This is a genomic window from Streptomyces katrae (assembly GCF_000717655.1).
GTDB lineage: Bacteria > Actinomycetota > Actinomycetes > Streptomycetales > Streptomycetaceae > Streptomyces > Streptomyces katrae_B.
Map to the genome: position 1 here is coordinate 370921 of NZ_JNZY01000010.1, position 18247 is coordinate 389167.

The window sequence follows — 18247 nt, forward strand, 5'->3', positions numbered from 1 at the left end:
CATGGCAGGGAACCTCAACACAGGACCGGCGCCGCAGCGGCGCCCGGCCCGGCGGGCGGCGCTGGCCGGCCTGTCGGCGCTGGCCCTCGCGCTCGCCGGATGCAGCGGCGCGAAGGTCGGCGAGGCAGGCGCCGGACCTTCGGGCGGGGGCGGCAGCGCAGGCACGTGCGGGTCCTTCAACCTCGCCGTCAACCCGTGGGTCGGGTACGAGGCCAACGCGGCGGTCATCGCGTACGTCGCGAAGAAGGACCTCGGGTGCGAGGTGACGAAGAAGGACCTCAAGGAAGAGGTCGCCTGGCAGGGTTTCGGCACCGGCGAGGTCGATGCGATCGTCGAGAACTGGGGCCACCCGGACCTGAAGAAGAAGTACATCGAACAGCAGCAGACGGCCGTCGCCGCCGGGGAGACGGGCAACAAGGGGGTCATCGGCTGGTACGTGCCGCCGTGGCTGGCGGAGAAGTACCCGGACATCACCACATGGCAGAACCTCAACAAGTACGCGGACCAGCTCAAGACCTCGGAGTCCGGCAACAAGGGCCAATTGCTGGACGGCGACCCGTCGTTCGTCACCAATGACGGCGCCCTGGTGAAGAACCTGAACCTCGATTTCAAGGTCGTGTACTCGGGGAGCGAGGCCGCGCTGATCCAGGCGTTCCGCCAGGCCGAGGCCAAGAAGACGCCCGTCATCGGCTACTTCTACGAGCCGCAGTGGCTGTTCTCCGAGCTGAAGCTCGTCAAGGTGGAGCTGCCGGAGTACAAGGCGGGCTGCGACGACGACCCCGAGAAGGTGGCCTGCGACTACCCCGTCTACGCGCTGGACAAGATCGTCAGCAAGAAGTTCGCCGATTCGGGCAGCCCGGCCTACCAGCTCGTGAAGAACTTCAGCTGGTCGAACGACGACCAGAACCTCGTGGCGAAGTACATCGCGCAGGACAAGATGTCGCCGGACGACGCCGCCAGGAAATGGGTGGAGGGCAACCGCACGAAGGTCGACGCCTGGCTCGGGAAGAAGGACTGATCCGCTCCCCTTCCTGTGCACCGCACCGTGCCCGGCGGGCTGCTTCGACAGCCCGCCGGGTACGGCTGTCTCCGCCCTCTGTGCAGGGGAGTTGCGTCGCGTTCGACGCTCTTGACACCGCCCTGGGCGACCGGCACTGTGAGTTGCGCAGCCTGCACCACGTTGCGCTGACGGCAACTCGATTTCGTTCGAATCGGAGGGGCGGAGATGGCGGGACCGCGCGTGGTCATCATCGGAGCGGGCGTCGTGGGTGCAGCACTGGCGGACGAACTCTCCTCGCGCGGCTGGACCGCGCTCACGGTGGTCGACCAGGGTCCGCTCCCCGCCACCGGCGGCTCCTCGTCCCACGCCCCCGGCCTCGTGTTCCAGGCGAACCCGTCGAAGACCATGACCGAACTGGCCCGCTACACCGTCGAGAAGCTCAGCACCCTCGACGTCGACGGGCAGCCCTGCTTCCTCCAGGTCGGCGGGCTCGAAGTGGCCACCACCCCGGAGCGCCTCACCGATCTGCGGCGCCGCCACGGCTGGCTCACCTCCTGGGGCGTCGAGGGCCGGCTCCTGGACCCGGACGCCTGCGTGGCGCTGCACCCCCTGCTCAACCGCGACCGCGTGCTCGGCGGACTGCTGGTCCCCACCGACGGCCTGGCCAAGGCGGTGCTCGCGGTGGAGGCGCAGCTCCGGGCCGCCCGCGCCCGGGGCGTACGCCTCCTGGAGCGCCACGAGGTGCTGGACATCCGCACCGAAGCCGACGACACCACAGACGGCGACCGCGTCACCGCCGTCGTCACGGACCGCGGCGAGATCCCCGCCGACATCGTCGTGTGCTGCGCCGGCATCTGGGGCCCCAAGGTCGCCCGCATGGTCGGGATGAGCCTGCCGCTGACCCCGCTCGGCCACCAGCTGGCATGGACCGGCCCCGTCCCCGCGCTCGCCGGACAGACAGAGGAAGCGGTCCGCCCCATCCTGCGCCACCAGGACGCCGACCTCTACTACCGCGACCGCCACGACCGGCTCGGCATCGGCTTCTACGGACACCGCCCGATGCCGGTGTCCGCCGACGACATCGCGCCGGTCGACTCCTCCCCCGACATGCCGTCCGTACTGCGGTTCACGGCCGACGACTTCGCCGAGGCCTGGACCGAGACCCGGTCGCTGCTGCCCGCGACGCGCGACGCCAAGGTCGAGGAGGGCATCAACGGGCTCTTCTCGTTCACCACCGACGGAATGCCCCTGCTCGGTCCGTCACCGGACGTCAAGGGCTTCTGGGTCGCCGAGGCCGTCTGGGTCACCCACTCCGCCGGCGTCGGCCGCGCCATGGCCGAATGGCTCGTGGACGGCCACTGCTCCTCCTTCGACCTGCACGCATGCGACGTCAACCGCTTCGAGCCGCACCAGCTCGCCCCCGCGTACGTACTCGCCCGCGACTGCCAGAACTTCGTCGAGGTCTACGACATCCTCCACCCGCTCGAGCCCGCCGGTGCGCCGCGTCCGCTGCGCACCAGCCCCTTCCACGTCCGCGAACGCGAACTCGGCGCCTTCTTCCTGGAGGCCTCCGGCTGGGAACGGCCCCAGTGGTACGAAGCCAACGAACCCCTCCTGGACCGGTGGGACATCCCGGTCCCGGGCGACTGGGCCGCACGGATGTGGTCGCCGATCGTCGGCGCCGAGGCCCTGGCCACCCGGGAGAGCGTCGCCCTGTACGACATGTCGGCCCTCAAACGGCTGGAGGTCTCCGGCCGCGGAGCCGCAGCCTTCCTCCAGCGCCTGACCACCTCCGACGTCGACAAGTCCGTCGGCTCGGTGACGTACACGCTGATGCTCGACCGGAACGGCGGCATCCGCAGCGACATCACGGTGGCCCGGCTCGCCCGGCACCGCTTCCAGATCGGGGCCAACGGCAACCTCGACCTCGACTGGTTCACCCGCCACCTCCCCGCGGACGGCTCGGTCGCCGTACGGGACATCACCGCGGGCACCTGCTGCATCGGCCTGTGGGGGCCGAAGGCGCGCGAGGTGCTCCAGCCGCTCGCCGACGCCGACTTCTCCAACGAAGGCCTGCGCTACTTCAGGGCCCGCAGCGCCCACATCGGGGCCGTCCCCGTCACGGCCCTGCGCCTCAGCTACGTCGGCGAGCTCGGCTGGGAGCTGTACACGAGCGCCGACATGGGGCTGAAGCTGTGGGACACGCTCTGGGAGGCCGCGCAGCCGTACGGCGGCATCGCAGCCGGCCGCGGCGCCTTCAACAGCCTGCGCCTGGAGAAGGGCTACCGGGCCTTCGGCACCGACATGGGTCACGAACACGACCCGTACGAGGCCGGACTCGGCTTCGCAGTCAAGACGGGCAAGGGCGATTTCATCGGCCGGGCCGCGCTGGAGCGGCGCGCCGCGGACGTCCGGCGCCGCCTCACCTGCCTGACCATCGACGATCCGAGCGCCGTCGTCATGGGCAAGGAGCCCGTGTACGACGGGGACCGGCCGGTCGGCTACGTCACCAGCGCCGCGTACGGCTACACCATCGGCAAGGGCATCGCCTACGCCTGGCTGCCCGCCGAGCTCGCCACGCCGGGCCGCGCCCTGGACATCGGCTACTTCGACCTGCGCATCGCGGCCGTGGTCGCCGAGGAGCCGCTGTTCGACCCGGGGATGCTACGCCTGCGCGGCCTGTCGGGAGACGCCCGATGAGCCCCCGCCCTCCGGGCGCAGACCTGCCCGAGCACCCGGCGTGGCTGTGGCGCACGCCCGAGCCCAGGCGCAGTTACGACGTGGTCATCGTGGGCGGCGGCGGACACGGCCTGGCCACCGCCCACTACCTGGCGAAGAACCACGGCATCACCGACGTCGCCGTCCTCGAACGCGGCTGGCTCGCCGGCGGCAACATGGCCCGCAACACCACCATCATCCGCTCCAACTACCTCTGGGACGAGAGCGCCGGGATCTACGAGCACGCCCTCAAACTGTGGGAGGGGCTGGAGGAGGACCTCGACTATCCGATCCTGTTCTCCCAGCGCGGCGTGCTGAACCTGGCCCACACCCTCCAGGACGTACGGGACGGCGTGCGCCGCGTCGAGGCCAACCGGCTGAACGGCGTGGACGCCGAATGGCTCGACCCCGCGCAGGTCAAGGAGGTCTGCCCGATCGTCGACACCTCCCCGGACGTGCGGTATCCCGTCATGGGCGCCACCCACCAGCCGCGCGCGGGCATCGCCAAACACGACCACGTCGCCTGGGGTCTCGCCCGCGCCGCCGACGCCGCCGGCATCGACCTCGTCCAGAACTGCGAGGTCACCGGCATCGACGTGCAGCACGGCCGGGTCACCGGGGTGCAGACCTCGCTCGGCCCGATCGCCGCCGGCCGCGTCGCCCTGTGCGCGGCCGGGCACTCCTCCGTACTGGCCGCGATGGCCGGCTTCGAGGTCCCCCTGCAGAGCCACCCGCTGCAAGCGCTGGTCTCCGAGCTGCTGGAGCCCGTACACCCCACCGTCGTGATGTCCAACGCGGTGCACGTGTACGTCAGCCAGGCCCACAAGGGCGAGCTGGTCATGGGCGCCGGCATCGACGCGTACAACGCGTACACGCAGCGCGGCGCGTTCCACATCATCGAACGCCAGATGGCGGCCGCCCTCGAACTCTTCCCGGTCTTCGCCCGCGCGCACGTCCTGCGCACCTGGGGCGGCATCGTCGACGTCAGCCCCGACGCGTCCCCGATCATCGGGCTCACCCCCGTGCAGAACCTCTACGTCAACTGCGGCTGGGGCACCGGGGGTTTCAAGGCCACACCGGGGGTCGGCTGGGCCTTCGCGCACACCATCGCCCACGACGCCCCGCATCCGCTGGGCGCCCCCTTCACGCTCGAACGCTTCACCACCGGCGCGCTCGTCGACGAGCACGGCGCGGCCGCGGTGGCCCACTGAGGAGCCGAGACGATGCTGCTCATCCCCTGTCCCTGGTGCGGGCCCCGCGACGAGGCCGAGTTCCACTACGGCGGCCAGGCGCACGTGCCCTACCCGGCGGACCCCGCGTCCCTGAGCGACGAGGCGTGGGCCCGTTACCTCTTCTTCCGCGACAACCCCAAAGGGCCCTTCGCCGAGCGGTGGAGCCACGCGGACGGCTGCCGCCGCTGGTTCAACGTGGTCCGGGACACGGCGACCAACGAGATCCGCTCCGTCTACCGGACCGGCGAGCCGAGGCCGGTGAGCTCATGACCGCGCACCCCTTCCGGCTGCCCGATCGCGGCCGCATCCGGCGGGACCGGCCGCTCCGCTTCCGCTTCGACGGAGTGGACTACCAGGGCTACCGCGGTGACACGCTCGCCTCGGCGCTGCTCGCCCACGGCGTCCACCAGGCCGGGAGCAGCGTCAGACTCGGGCGCCCGCGCGGGATCTTCACCGCCGGGGTCGAGGAGCCGAACGCCGTCGTACAGATCGAGGAACCCTTCCCCGAGCCGATGCTGCCCGCCACGACCGTCGAGCTGTACGACGGGCTCGTCGCGAGCAGCCTGCCCGGGCAGGGCCGGCTCGCCACCGCACCCGACCCCGCCCGCTACGACGCGGTCCACGCCCACTGCGACCTGCTGGTCGTCGGCGCGGGCCCGGCCGGCCTCGCCGCGGCGACGGCGGCCGCCCGCAGCGGGGCGCGCGTGATCCTCGCCGACGACCGGCCCGAGCCCGGCGGCAGCCTGCTCGGCACGGGCGAGCTGCCCGAGTGGGCCGCCGCGGCGGGCGCCGAGCTCGACGCGGCGCCCGAGGTCCGCGTACTGCTGCGCACCACCGTCTTCGGGCACTACGACGACAACCACGTGCTCGCCGTGGAGCGCCGCACCCACCACCTAGGCGCGCAGGCCCCCGCGCACGTCTCCCGCGAGCGGGTGTGGCGGATCCGTGCGCGCCGGGTCGTGCTCGCGACCGGCGCGCACGAACGCTCGCTCGCCTTCGCCGACAACGACCGCCCGGGCGTCATGCTCGCCGGGGCCGCCCGTACGTACCTGCACCGGTTCGGTGTCGTACCTGGCCGCCGCGCGGTCGTGTTCACCACCAACGACAGTGCGTACGCCGCCGTCCTCGACCTGGCCGCGGCGGGTGTCGACATCGCCGCGGTGGTCGACGCCCGGCCCCGGCCGGGGGAGTGGTCGCGCCGTGCCGCCGAGGCAGGCATCGACGTGCTCGCCGGGCACGTGGTGACGGGCACCGCGGGCGTGCCCGGACTCTCCTCGGTGACGGTGTCCGGTCCCGGGGAATCCTCCGCCGCCCGCGAGCTCCCCGCCGACCTCCTGCTCGTGTCCGGCGGCTGGAACCCGGTCGTCCACCTGTTCAGCCAGGCGGGCGGGCGGCTGCGGTACGACCCCGTGCTCGGGACGTTCGTCCCGGACGGCTGCCGCCAGGCGGTGGAGGCCGCCGGCGGGGCCCGCGGTGCCTTCGACCTCTCCCACTGCCTGGCCGAGGGCCGGGCCGCGGGAACCCGGGCCCTCGAAGCCGAGAGCTTCACCGCGACCGACGCGCTCCCGCTGCCGTCCGTCTCCGCACAGCCCCGGACCCCCGCCCGGCACCTCTGGGTGGTCCCCGGTACGGACACCGCGCGCAGCTTCGTCGACCTCCAGCGCGATGTCACCGTCGACGACCTCGCCCGCGCGACGGGCGCCGGCCTCCGCTCGGCGGAACACCTCAAGCGCTACACCACGGCGGGCACCGCGAACGACCAGGGCAAGACCTCGGGCGTGCTCGCGAGCGGAGTCGTCGCACACCTGCTGGGCGTCGGCGTCGGCGAGCTGGGCACGACGACCTTCCGCGCCCCGTACGCCCCGGTCTCCTTCGCCGCGCTCGCCGGCCGCGACCGCGGCCTGCTGCACGACCCCGTACGCGTGACCGCCCTGCACGACTGGCACGTCGCGCACGGCGCCGAGTTCGAGAACGTCGGCCAGTGGAAACGGCCCTGGTACTACCCGCAGGCCGGCGAGGACAAGGCGGCGGCGGTGCTGCGCGAATGCCGCGCCGCCCGCGAGGGCGTCGCCCTCATGGACGCCTCCACCCTCGGCAAGATCGACGTACAGGGGCCGGACGCCGGTGTCTTCCTGGACCGGCTCTACACCAACATCATGAGCACCCTGAAGACCGGCATGAGCCGCTACGGCGTCATGTGCCGCCCGGACGGGATGGTCTTCGACGACGGCACCGTCATCCGCCTCGCCGACGACCGCTACCTCGTCACCACCACGACCGGCAACGCCGCGGCCGTACTGGACTGGATGGAGGAATGGCTCCAGACGGAGTGGCCCGAACTGCGCGTGCACTGCACCTCGGTCACCGAACAGTGGGCCACCGTGGCCCTCGTCGGACCGCGCTCCCGGGACGTCCTGCGCGGGCTCGCCCCCCGACTCGCCGTGGACGCGGCCGACTTCCCCTTCATGGCCTGGCGGGACACGGCCGTTGCCGGGATCCCGGCCCGCGTGTGCCGGATCAGCTTCTCCGGTGAGCTGGCGTACGAGATCAACGTACTGCCCTGGCACGCCCGAGAGCTGTGGGAGGCGCTGTACGAGGCGGGCCGGCCCCTCGGCATCACCCCGTACGGCACCGAGACGATGCACGTCCTGCGCGCCGAGAAGGGCTACCCGATCGTCGGCCAGGACACCGACGGCACCGTGACCCCGCACGACCTCGGCATGAGCTGGGTCGTGTCCCGCAAGAAGCCCGACTTCATCGGCAAGCGCTCGTACACCCGGCCCGACACCGCCCGGCCCGACCGCAAGCACCTCGTCGGACTGCTGCCGGACGACCCCGGCATCCTGCTGCCCGAAGGCACCCAACTGGTCGCCGCAGCCCTGCTGCCCGAACCGCCGGTGCCGATGCTCGGGCACGTCACCTCCAGCTACCGCAGCGCGGCGCTCGGCCGGAGCTTCGCGCTCGCCCTGGTCAAGGGCGGCCGGGACCGCATCGGCGACCGGCTGTACGCACCCGTGGACGGGGGCCTCGTCCCGGTCACCGTCACCGGTCCCGTCCTCTACGACCCCGAGGGGGCACGCCGCGATGGCTGACACCGCCGCCCGCCGCGCCGGGCTGAGCCCGCTCGCGCCGTACGCCGAACGCTTCGCCGCCGCCACCCGCGCCTCGGGCGGCGCCCTGCGGCTGGCGGAACTCCCCTTCCTCGCCCAGGTCGACGTACGGCTCGACCCCAAGGGGCCGGCAGCGGACGCCGTCGGGCTCGCGATCGGATTCCCGCTGCCGAGGGAGCCCGGCACGGTCGCGCACGGCGGGGAGTTCGCGGCGCTGTGGCTCGGCCCGGACGAATGGCTCGTCATCGGCCCGGCCGGAACCGGGACGCACCTCGAAGCCCGGCTGCGCGAGGCCGTGGGCGACCGGCATGCGGCGGTCGTCGACGTCTCGGCACAGCGCACCACCCTGTTCGTCGGCGGAGCCCGGGCCGCCGCACTCCTCGCGCACGGCTGCTCCCTCGACCTGCACCCCCGCGCCTTCGGCGCCGGCCGCTGCGCCCAGACCACGCTGGCCCGGGCCCAGGTGGTGCTGGTCCCGTGCGAGGGACACCGGCCCGGATTCCGGGTCCTGGTGCGCTCCTCGTTCGCCGGCTACCTCGCCGAATGGCTCCTCGACGCGGCTTCGGAGTACATCTGGAATCCGCCCGACCCGACCCCGGCCTGAGGGCTCCCCGCGCCGGCGTGGCACCGGTCGTGCGACCAGGGAAACGCGATGGTGCCCGGAACCAGTGGTACGGGCCGAGGAGATGACGTGCGCATCTGGCTGTCGGCGTCGACGAACGACAATGCAGAAACGTTTCGCCCTCCGCGGTGGGCGAGAGCCGGCCCGTCCCCTTCGACCCCTACGCGTAACGCCCTGCTAAGCCGGGTCCCCGCCGCCCCGAGCGGCGCGGTGCCGTCGTACCGCGTCGCGGTTGGCGCAGCGCTGGGTGCAGTAGCGCCTGCGTCCGGTACGGGAGGTGTCGGCGAAGACCGTGGCGCACTCGGCCACGGCACACCGCCTCAGCCGGTGCATGCCGCGCCCGGCCAGATGCAGCGCCGTCCCGACGGAGATCAGCGAGAACAGCAGGGAGCCGAGCGGCTGCCGGTCGGGGCGGTAGTGCAGGTGCCAGCCGTCGCCGGCGTGGTCGGTCAGCCGCGGATGGGCGGCGGCGGCCTCCAGCATCCGGTTGACCAGCTCGGCACGCTCCGGCTCGTCGGCGGCGTCGACGACCTTCTCCCACGCGTCCAGCGCGGCCCCGACCCGGTCCAGGTCCTGGGGAGTGACCGGTCCTTCGAGGGCCAGCCCGGCTGCCCGGCAGCGGTCCGCGAGTTCCTCGGGGCTCGCCGGGCGCCGGTTGGCCAGGTCCGCAGCGAGGTTGACGGCGTCCTCGCCGTAAGGGTTGAGGTGCACCAGACCATTACACCAGTCTGGTCGGCATGACGGACCACACGGGAGTACGGCAGGCGACGGACGCCGATGTCGCGGAACTCGTCCGGCTGCGGGCGCTGTTGTTCGACAGCCTGGGCGGCGAGTTCTTCAACCCCACGACGGCGCAGGGGGATTGGCGCAGCGCGCTGGCCGTGGTGCTGAAGGAACAGCTGACGGCGGACTCCGTACGGATCCTCGTCGTGGACGGCGGCCACGGCCTCGCCGCATGCGGCATCGGCACCGTCGAGCAGCGGCTGCCCGGACCGCACCTGTGCAACGGCCGGGTCGGGCAGGTGATCGGCGTGGTCACTGACCCGGCCCACCGGCGGCGCGGGCACAGCCGGGCGATCATGGGGGCCCTGCTCGACTGGTTCCGGGAACGCGAGGCCGCGCGCGTGGACCTGTACGCCTCCGCCGAGGGCGAACCGCTCTACCGCGCGCTCGGCTTCGACGACCACCCCGACCCCGCCCTGTGCCGGCGCCCGTGACGGCGGTACCGCACGACGCGGCTTCGGGCTCGCCCGGCACGGGCGGGTGCCGACGTGGGGGAGCGTGTGGAGGGAACATGGTCGGGTGCGAAACCTTCCAGGGCGTGACCAGGGTGGCGAGGGTCCCGAGGGTGGCGAAAGGGCCCAGCGGGCCGCGGCGCCCGAAGGGGCCGCCCAGCGGGTGCTGGGGGAGGCGCTGCTCGACGCCCGCAGTGACGCCGGGGCGTCCATCGGCATGCTCTACCTGCCCGATCCCGCCCGGCGCGTCCTGCACCTGGCGATGGCCGCCGGGGTGTCCCGCGAGTTCGCGCTGCCCTGGTCGCGCGTCGGGCTGGACGATCCCGTCCCCGTGGCAGACGCCGTCCGCGACGGCCGGCTCGTCTGGCTCGGCGGCCAGGAGGAGACGGCCCGCCGCTACCCGCGCCTCGGCCTGGTCCTCCCGTACGACTTCGCCCTGGTCGCCGCCCCGCTCCCGGCCCAGGCCGCCGACCGGGGAGGGCCCCCGGGGGCCGGACTCGTACTGCTGTGGCCCGGCTCCCACGGCCCCCGCCTGACCGACGCGGAACGCCGGTCCGTGGAGACGTCCTGCCACCGGCTCGCGCACATCCTGGGACAGGCCGCCGACGACGGCCGCCCGATCCGGCCCCCGGCGCAGCCGGTCACACTGCGGCCGCTTCCCCCGCCCACACCCGGACCGGTCGAGGCCGCCGCCGCCCTGGCCTTCGTCCGCAGGCTGCCCGGCGGCAACTGCGCACTCGACCTGAACGGCACGATCACCTTCATCACCCCCGAGGCGGCCGAGCTGCTCGGCGCACCCGTCTCCCAGCTGCGCGGAGCCCTGCCCTGGGAGGCCCTTCCCTGGATGGACAACCCCACCATCGAGGACCACTACCGGGCCACCGTGATCAGCCGGACGCCCCGCAGCTTCACCGCCGCGCCCCCGATCGGCCGGTACCTGCGGTTCGACCTCTACCCGGACGACACCGGGATCAGCGTCCGCATCAGGCAGGTCGCCGACCAGCCCGCCCCGCCGCCCGCCCCGCCGACGGCCGCTTCCGCGGAGCCGTCCCCCAGCCGGGCCACCGCCCTCTACCAGCTCATGCACCTGGCAGCCACCCTCACCGAGGCCGCCCACGCCCAGGACGTGGTCGACCAGGCCGCCGACCAGCTCGTCCCCGCCCTCGGAGCCCAGGCCATGGCCCTCCTGGTGGCGGAGGAACAGCGCCTGCGCATGGTCGGGCACCGCGGCTACCCGGCCGAGCTCATGGCCCGCTACGACGGCATGCCCCTCAGCCTCGACACCGCCACCACCCATGGCCTGCGTACGGGCAACCCGCTGTTCTTCGGCGACGAGAGCGAGCTCCTGGCCGCCTTCCCGGCCATCGTGGTCGCGGACGGCATGGCCGCCTGGGCCTTCCTGCCGCTGATCGCCTCCAAACGCCCCATCGGCACCCTCGTCCTCGCCTACGCCCGCCCCCGTACCTTCGCCCCCGGCGAACGGGCCGTCCTCATCTCCATCGCCGGACTCATCGCCCAGGCCCTGGACCGCGCCCGCATCTACGACTCCACCCACCAGCTCGCCCACAGCCTGCAGACCGGCCTGCTGCCCCACGCCCTGCCCCGCATCCCGCACCTCGAAGTGACCGCCCGCTACCTGCCCGCGGCGCACGGCCTCGACATCGGCGGCGACTTCTACGACCTCATCCGCATCGACGACACCACGGTCGCGGCCGCCATCGGCGACGTCCAGGGCCACAACGTGAACGCCGCCGCTCTCATGGGCCAGGTCCGCGCGGCCGTCCACGCCACCGCCGGCGCACCGCCCGCAGAGGTCCTCGCCCGCACCAACCGGCTCCTGACGGACCTCGAACCGGGGCTGTTCACCAGCTGCCTGTACGCCCACATCGACCTGGCGGCCCGGACCGCCCACCTGGCCACCGCCGGGCACCCGCCGCCCCTGCTGCGCCACGCCGACGGCCCGGCCCGGATGCTCCACCTGCCGCCGGGTCTGCTCCTGGGCATCGATCCCGACGCCTCGTACACGGCGGTCGAGATCCCCTTCGCCCCCGCCACCCTCCTCACCCTCTACACCGACGGCCTGGTCGAGGTCCCCGGTGAAGACCTCGAGGAGGCCATCTCCGCGGTCGCCGCTCGCATCACCGCAACCGCCGGGGACCACCCCCTGGACGACCTCGCGGACGACCTCATCGAACACGCCCGCAGCGGCGCGCCCCGCACCGACGACACCGCCCTCCTCCTCCTGCGCTCCCAGACCCGGTCCCCGGCTCAGGGGAACGGCACGTAGGTCTGGCCGTTCAGGTGGAGGTAGCCGTCCTGCCCGACGTACCACTCGTACGTCGTGGGCGAGCCCGCCTCGGTATAGGTGGTGAGCCGGCTGCCGCTGGCGACGAAGCGGCCGGTGACGGTCCCCACACGGTTGAGGTCCATGCGGTACGTGCCGTCCGCGTAGAAGCTGTAAACGGACGACCGGAACCCGTCCGAGCTGCCGCCGCTCCAACTGCCCACCAGCTCCCGCGGAACACCGGCCGGCCGCTGCCCACCGGTACGGTCGGAGGGCGTGACCACGTCCGAGCCCCTCGGCGGGTCGTTGGGTTCGCCGCACCCGCCCAGCGTGAGGAGGGCGCCGAATGCCATGGCAAGAACGGGCATGCATCGTTTCCTGATCACCGGAACCCCCAGTGCTGTCCACGTGCAGATCCCGTTCAGCGTCGGTCCGGACAGCTGCCGAGGCAATCGAACAGCCGGAAGGTTCGCGGAGGGATCGATTCTGCAGGTCAGCTGTAGACCACCGGGCAGCCGTGGGTCAGGCAGTGGCGGGCCGCGTGGAGGTACAGGGCGGTGTGGAACGTCCTGTCCGCGCCCGGGACTTCGCGCGCGGAAGCGTCGAAGTACCAGGAGGTCAGGGCGAGGGGGCCGGAGGGGGCGAGGACCTCGGGCGGGAGCGGGGCGGACGCCGCCAGGAGTTCCGCCATCAGCAGCACCTGCGGAGCGCCGGCGACGGCGACGGGCTCGTCGGGTTCCTCCTGCGTCGCCACAGTGATCTCCGAGTCGAGGGAGAGCGGCACCAGCACGGACCAGGAGAGCAGGTCGTCCACCCCGTGTTCCCGGCACAGCTCGACGAAGCCGTCCATCGGGGGAACCATCTTCTCCTCGAAGCGGGGCGTCGGGCCCGGCCCGGGTGCGTACGGCGGCAGTCCCCGCCGGCCCAGCTCCCGGTCCAGCCCGGCCGCGATCTCCGCCCGGCCGCCCTCGTACGCACCGCGCCAGTCCTCCGCGGTGACGCTCACCATGTAGATGCCCACGGCCACAACCTAGCGCGGGGCGCGGAACGTGACGGAATCAGCGCTTTGCGCGCACCCCCCCGCTCGCGCAGGGGGCAGCCTTCTGGGCTGGTACGTCCGCGAGATACCGGCGAGCAACGCCGGCTACCGGCCGCAAACGCGCACGGCCCGTCCCGCCGCCCGTGGTGGGCGGTGGAACGGGCCGTGAGTACGTCGGGACTGCGACGCGCGTGCGACGGGATCAGACCGCCGGGGCCGGGTACGTGGGGTACTCGACGCCCGAGACGTGCTGGACGACGCGGATGACCTGGCACGAGTAGCCGAACTCGTTGTCGTACCAGAGGTAGAGGATCGCGTTGTCGCCGTCGACCTTGGTGGCGCCCGCATCGATGATCGACGCGTGGCGCGAGCCGACGAAGTCCATCGAGACCGCGTCGGGGGCGGTGGTGAAGTCGATCTGGCGCTTGAGCGGCGAGTGCAGGGAGACGTCGCGGAGGTGGTCGAGGACTTCCTCACGGGTGGTCTCGCGGCCCAGGCGCAGGCTCAGGATGGCGATCGAGACGTCCGGGACGGGGACGCGGATCGAGCTGCCGGTGATCGGCGCCTTGAGGTCGGGCAGCGCCTTGGCGACGGCGGACGCGGCACCCGTCTCGGTGATGACCATGTTGAGCGGCGCGGAACGGCCGCGGCGGTCGGCCTTGTGGTAGTTGTCCAGCAGGTTCTGGTCGTTCGTGAACGAGTGGACGGTCTCCACGTGGCCGCGCAGCACGCCGTACTCGTCGTCCATGGCCTTCAGCGGCGGGACGATCGCGTTGGTGGTGCAGGAGGCGCAGGACAGGATCTGCTCGTCCGGCTTGATCGTGTCGTGGTTGACACCGTGGACGATGTTCGGGACGTCGCCCTTGCCCGGGGCGGTCAGGACGACCTTGTCGATGCCCGGGCGCAGGTGCTTGGACAGACCCTCACGGTCACGCCACTTGCCCGTGTTGTCGATGAGGATGGCGTCCTTGATGCCGTACGCGGTGTAGTCGACCTCGGACGGGTCGTTCGCGTAGATCACCTTGATCGCGTTGCCGTTGGCGATGATCGTGTTCGTCGCCTCGTCCACGGTGATGGTGCCCTGGAACTGGCCGTGGATCGAGTCGCGGCGCAGCAGGGAGGCGCGCTTGACGATGTCCTGGTCGCCGCCCTGGCGGACGACGATGGCGCGCAGGCGCAGACCGTTGCCGGAGCCGGCCTTCTCGATGAGCAGCCGGGCGACGAGGCGGCCGATGCGGCCGAAGCCGTACAGGACGACGTCGCGGCCGTCGCCGCGCTCGAGCTTGTTCGCACCGGTGGCACCGGCGACGGCCTCGGCGGTGAACTGCTCCACCGACAGGCCGCGGTCGTCGCTCTTGTACTCCGCGGCGAGCATGCCGATGTCGATCTGGGACGGGCCGAGATCGAGCGTGGTGAGCACCTGCAGGAACGGCAGCGTCTCGGTGACCGAGAGCTCCTCACCGTCGATCTGCCGGGCGAATCGGTGGGTCTTCAGGATGCTGACCACCGACTTGTTCACCAAGGAGCGGCTGTGCAGCAGGATCGTCACGTCCTGCTCACGGTGCAGCTTCCCGATGATCGGGATCATCGACTCCGCGATCTCCTCGCGGTTCTTCCAGTTGGTGAACGAGTCGTCATTGACAGTCACAGGTTTATCTTTCGAGCTAGGCGGCGCTCACATGCTAACCCCACGCCACTTTGATCACTCAAGGGGTACCGCCTGAGCGGTGGTACATGGGGTTATGTCTCATTTGCCCCTCGGGTGATCCTGTGAATGGTCCACGCGCCGGCGGAGCGGGGGAGCGGGAGGAGCGAGGGGTGGCAGTGAAGGCGGCCCGGGCGGGGTCAGCCGGCGATCGGGTACATGGACCCCCGGCGCCCCTCCGCCGAGGTCAGCCACTCCAGCTTCTCGGCCGTGTCAGTGGCCGGCAGCGGGGTGTGCAGCACGATCGACAGGTCGGGCCGGGCCGGTACCCGCAACTGGGTCGACTCGACGAACAGCGTCCCCACGACGGGGTGCTCGATCTCCTTCTGTATCTGACCGCCGGGCCGGATGTCCCGCTGCTCCCACAGCTCGGCGAACTCCGGGCTGACCTCCCGGGCCTCCTCGACGACCGCCTGGAACCCCTCGTCCTCGGGCCATTCCGAGCACGCCGCCCGGTACTGGGCGACCACGGTGCAGGCGATCTCCTCCCAGTGCCGCGAACGGGCCTTGTAGATGGGGTCGGTGAAGAACGCGATCAGGCAGTTCTGCACGATCTCCGGGCGCATCCCGAGCACCATCGCGGCCGCGTCGTTGTAGAGCACCGTGTTCCAGTAGGCGTCCATGATGTGCGCGGGGAACGGCATCCACGCGTCGATCAGCCGCTTCAGCCCCTGGCACATGTCCCGGTCGGCCGGCGCCACCTCGAGGGCCGGCGGGTTGAGCCCCGCCAGTACGTACAGGTGCCGGCGCTCGGCGCTGGTCAGCTGCAGGACCCGGCCGACCGAGTCGAGGACCTGCGGCGACACCGTGATGTCCCGGCCCTGCTCCAGCCACTGGTACCAGGACACCCCGACCCCGGCGAGCACGGCGACCTCCTCGCGGCGCAGTCCCGGGGTGCGGCGGCGGGCCCCGCCGTCCGGCAGGCCCGCCTGCGTGGGAGTGATCCTCGCCCGTCTGCTCATCAGGAACTCGCGCAGTTCGGAACGGCGGTGCCTGTCGATCGGTGTAGCCACTCACTCCCCCTGTCAGCTGCCTGGTGGTGTCACCAACAGGATAAGTTCCCACTCTCCACGGGCATTCCCGGGCCGCGAGGGTGGTGGCCATGGCGATCGATACTCATACGACGACGGCAATGACGACAACCACCACCACCGGCTCCGGGGCGGCAGCCCCCGCCCCCGCGAACGACCGGCTCACGGGCCGGGCCAAACTGGTCCTCTTCGTGCTCTGCGCCGCCCAGTTCATGGTGGCCCTCGACTTCTCCGTACTGAACGTGGCCCTGCCCGCCCTCGGCAAGGACCTGGGCCTGAGTCAGTCGGCCCTGCAATGGGCGGTCACCGCCTTCGCGCTGCCCTCCGGAGGCTTCCTCCTCCTCTTCGGCCGGATCGCCGACCTGTACGGACGCAAGAAGCTGTTCCTGATCGGCCTCACGCTCTTCGGTGCGGCCTCGCTCCTGGCCACCCTGGCCTGGGACCCGGCGTCCTTCCTGGCCGGGCGCGCCCTGCAGGGCCTCGGCGCGGCGGTCATCGTGCCGACCGGCATGTCCCTGCTGACCACCACGTTCCCCGAGGGCCCGCTGCGCGACAAGGCGATCGGCATCTCCGGCACCCTGCTGTCCCTCGGCTTCACCATCGGCATGGTCCTCGGCGGCGTCATGACCGACACCCTCGGCTGGCGCTCCACGATGGCGCTGCTCGCGGTCACCTCGGTCATCGTGCTCGCCCTCGCCCCCGGTCTGCTGCCCGAGTCGCGGAACCCGGACCGGCCCCGCCTGGACGTCCCGGGTGCCGTCACCGTCACCGGCGGCCTGCTCGCGCTGATCTACTCCCTGTCCACCGCGGCCCAGCGGGGCTTCGGCGGCGTGGACGTCTGGGGCACGCTGCTCGCCGGTCTGGCCCTGCTCGGCGCCTTCGCGGTCGCGGAGTCGAAGACCCCGGCCCCGCTGGTCTCGCTCCCGATGCTGAAGCGGCGCACCATCGCCTGGGGGAACTTCGCCGGCCTGGTGACCTTCGCGATGATGTCGACGGTCATCTTCGTCCTGACCCTGTACCTCCAGGAGACGCTCGAGCTGTCCTCCTTCCGGACCGGCCTGGTCTTCGGCGTCCAGGGCGTCGCATCGGCCCTCGCCGGCTCCTACGCCCCGAAGGTCATCGGCCGCTTCGGCGCCCGGCGCACGCTGGTCGGCTCGCTGCTCGGCCAGGGGCTCCTGACCGCGGCGCTGCTGGCGGTGGGCGCCGAGTCGGGTGCGCTGGTGGCGACCGTCGCCGTCTCGGTGGCCAGCATGTTCCACCTCGGCGCGATCATCTCGTACGGGCTGACGGTGACGAGCGGCGTGCCGGACGAGGAGCAGGGCCTGGCGACGGGCCTGGTCACCACGACGCAGCAGGTCGGCCTCACCATCGGGATCCCGCTGCTCGGTGTCCTGGCCACGACGCAGGCCTCGCTCTTCGACGGGGTCCGCACGGTCCTGGCGATCGACGCGGCGATCGTGCTCGCGGCGGCGGTCCTGGTGGGCTTCGGCCTGGGAAGCCGTACGAAGAAGGTGTGACAGGGACCGAGGACGCCCGGCGGCGGCCGGGACCGGGGACCGGAAGCGGAGGCCAACCTCCGCCCACCGGTCCCCGTCCGGTTTCCGCACCCGACTCCGTTCCACCGGGCCCGGCCTCAGGCCCGTGTCCACCGGGGTGGGTTGCCCGGGGAGGCGGGCTCCGGTGCGGGTTCCGGGCCGCGCAGGTGGAGGTCGCGGACCGTGGCCGCGATCTCGCGTTCGAAGTGCTCCCAGGAGACCAGCCGTCGCCAGGCCGGATCCGGCTGCCCCGGCACGGTGGCGCCGCGCGCCGCCCACTCCCGGGCGAGTTGCTCGAACAGCGGGGCGGCCGCGGCCGCGTGGGCCGGCTGCCGGGGAGTGGGGACGTACAGGGGGCGGCCGCCGTCATCCGGAGCCGCCCGGTGTCGCGCCGTGGTGGTGAGCGTGGAGCGCGTCGTCGTCATGCTTGCGCAAACGATTCCCTGGGCGGCGGGGACACGGACGGCCGCGGGCCGGGGCCGGAGCCGCCCTCCGGCTTGACGACTCGGAATCCGGACCACCGGCCGACACGCCGGGGGTCTCCCCGTTGAATGCGTCAATTCCCTTGTGCTGTACGGGGGTTCGGGCCGAATCGGTCTGTCATTCTTTATCGCCGGACTGCGTCTTCGGTAATGGTGACCTTTTCCTCGAAAGGAACCCCGGGTTTCCGGACATTGTGATGACCGGACCCGACGGGCGTCTTCGCTGGTGGTGACGCCGCGGTTGACCCGACGTT

At 72.1% G+C, this 18247-nt stretch carries 13 protein-coding genes and 1 pseudogene; 8 read left to right on the forward strand and 6 right to left on the reverse strand.

What is annotated here, in order from left to right; translation table 11 throughout:
- Position 1: 1 nt before the first annotated feature.
- The 5 genes and pseudogenes from IF09_RS0115400 (at position 2) to IF09_RS0115425 (ending at position 8664) form a co-directional block, all read left to right on the forward strand.
- A complete protein-coding gene (locus tag IF09_RS0115400; RefSeq protein WP_051832478.1) occupies positions 2-1018 on the forward strand; it encodes an ABC transporter substrate-binding protein in 1017 nt (338 codons plus the stop codon).
- Positions 1019-1225: 207 nt separating this feature from the next.
- Positions 1226-3700 (forward strand): GcvT family protein, encoded by a 2475-nt coding sequence (locus IF09_RS0115405; RefSeq protein WP_030295952.1) that lies wholly within the window; start codon positions 1226-1228, stop codon positions 3698-3700.
- Complete coding sequence (locus IF09_RS0115410; RefSeq protein ID WP_030295954.1) at positions 3697-4929, forward strand: sarcosine oxidase subunit beta family protein; 1233 nt, start codon at positions 3697-3699, stop codon at positions 4927-4929. The genes IF09_RS0115405 and IF09_RS0115410 overlap by 4 nt, the downstream gene beginning before the upstream one ends.
- Positions 4930-4941: 12 nt before the next feature.
- A pseudogene (locus tag IF09_RS0115420) lies at positions 4942-8042 on the forward strand (sarcosine oxidase subunit delta family protein).
- Positions 8035-8664, forward strand: a complete 630-nt coding sequence (locus IF09_RS0115425; RefSeq protein WP_030295960.1) for a sarcosine oxidase subunit gamma — start codon at positions 8035-8037, stop codon at positions 8662-8664. The pseudogene IF09_RS0115420 and the gene IF09_RS0115425 overlap by 8 nt, the downstream one beginning before the upstream one ends.
- Positions 8665-8859: 195 nt before the next feature.
- Here the strand turns inward: IF09_RS0115425 and IF09_RS0115430 are convergent, their stop codons facing one another.
- Positions 8860-9393, reverse strand: coding sequence for a CGNR zinc finger domain-containing protein (locus IF09_RS0115430; RefSeq protein WP_030295962.1), 534 nt, complete (start codon positions 9391-9393; stop codon positions 8860-8862).
- A gap of 26 nt (positions 9394-9419) precedes the next feature.
- On the opposite strand from IF09_RS0115430, the gene IF09_RS0115435 reads away from it, so the two are divergent.
- Together IF09_RS0115435 and IF09_RS0115440 are read left to right on the forward strand one after the other, a co-directional pair.
- Positions 9420-9899 carry a GNAT family N-acetyltransferase gene (locus IF09_RS0115435; protein ID WP_030295964.1) on the forward strand — a complete coding sequence of 160 codons (480 nt, stop codon included), beginning with the start codon at positions 9420-9422 and terminating at the stop codon, positions 9897-9899.
- A gap of 85 nt (positions 9900-9984) precedes the next feature.
- A complete protein-coding gene (locus IF09_RS0115440; RefSeq protein ID WP_051832479.1) occupies positions 9985-12204 on the forward strand; it encodes a SpoIIE family protein phosphatase in 2220 nt (739 codons plus the stop codon).
- On the opposite strand, the gene IF09_RS0115445 is transcribed toward IF09_RS0115440, so the two are convergent.
- The 4 genes from IF09_RS0115445 to IF09_RS0115460 all read right to left on the reverse strand — a co-directional run bounded on the left by IF09_RS0115445 (position 12186) and on the right by IF09_RS0115460 (position 15907).
- Positions 12186-12569, reverse strand: coding sequence for a hypothetical protein (locus IF09_RS0115445; RefSeq protein ID WP_158709979.1), 384 nt, complete (start codon positions 12567-12569; stop codon positions 12186-12188). The genes IF09_RS0115440 and IF09_RS0115445 overlap by 19 nt on opposite strands.
- 125 nt (positions 12570-12694) lie before the next feature.
- On the reverse strand, positions 12695-13222 hold the full coding sequence (locus tag IF09_RS0115450; RefSeq protein WP_030295972.1) for a hypothetical protein: 528 nt from the start codon (positions 13220-13222) through the stop codon (positions 12695-12697).
- A 220-nt stretch (positions 13223-13442) separates the two neighbouring features.
- Positions 13443-14888, reverse strand: coding sequence for a glyceraldehyde-3-phosphate dehydrogenase (locus IF09_RS0115455; protein ID WP_030295973.1), 1446 nt, complete (start codon positions 14886-14888; stop codon positions 13443-13445).
- Positions 14889-15085: 197 nt separating this feature from the next.
- On the reverse strand, positions 15086-15907 hold the full coding sequence (locus tag IF09_RS0115460; protein ID WP_078613285.1) for a helix-turn-helix transcriptional regulator: 822 nt from the start codon (positions 15905-15907) through the stop codon (positions 15086-15088).
- Between the two features lie 170 nt (positions 15908-16077).
- Between IF09_RS0115460 and IF09_RS0115465 the strand changes: the two genes are divergently transcribed.
- Positions 16078-17493, forward strand: a complete 1416-nt coding sequence (locus IF09_RS0115465; protein WP_234321001.1) for an MFS transporter — start codon at positions 16078-16080, stop codon at positions 17491-17493.
- A gap of 116 nt (positions 17494-17609) precedes the next feature.
- Here IF09_RS0115465 and IF09_RS40260 read toward each other — a convergent pair whose 3' ends face one another.
- Positions 17610-17936 carry a hypothetical protein gene (locus IF09_RS40260; RefSeq protein WP_037634889.1) on the reverse strand — a complete coding sequence of 109 codons (327 nt, stop codon included), beginning with the start codon at positions 17934-17936 and terminating at the stop codon, positions 17610-17612.
- Positions 17937-18247 lie beyond the last annotated feature (311 nt).

Coding starts and splice junctions, on each gene's coding strand:
- IF09_RS0115410 (WP_030295954.1), top strand. CDS start 3,697: ATGAGCCCCCGCCCTCCGGGCGCAGACCTGCCCGAGCACCCGGCGTGG.
- IF09_RS0115445 (WP_158709979.1), bottom strand. CDS start 12,569: ATGCCCGTTCTTGCCATGGCATTCGGCGCCCTCCTCACGCTGGGCGGG.
- IF09_RS0115425 (WP_030295960.1), top strand. CDS start 8,035: ATGGCTGACACCGCCGCCCGCCGCGCCGGGCTGAGCCCGCTCGCGCCG.
- IF09_RS0115460 (WP_078613285.1), bottom strand. CDS start 15,907: ATGAGCAGACGGGCGAGGATCACTCCCACGCAGGCGGGCCTGCCGGAC.
- IF09_RS40260 (WP_037634889.1), bottom strand. CDS start 17,936: ATGACGACGACGCGCTCCACGCTCACCACCACGGCGCGACACCGGGCG.
- IF09_RS0115465 (WP_234321001.1), top strand. CDS start 16,078: ATGACGACAACCACCACCACCGGCTCCGGGGCGGCAGCCCCCGCCCCC.
- IF09_RS0115405 (WP_030295952.1), top strand. CDS start 1,226: ATGGCGGGACCGCGCGTGGTCATCATCGGAGCGGGCGTCGTGGGTGCA.
- IF09_RS0115435 (WP_030295964.1), top strand. CDS start 9,420: ATGACGGACCACACGGGAGTACGGCAGGCGACGGACGCCGATGTCGCG.
- IF09_RS0115400 (WP_051832478.1), top strand. CDS start 2: ATGGCAGGGAACCTCAACACAGGACCGGCGCCGCAGCGGCGCCCGGCC.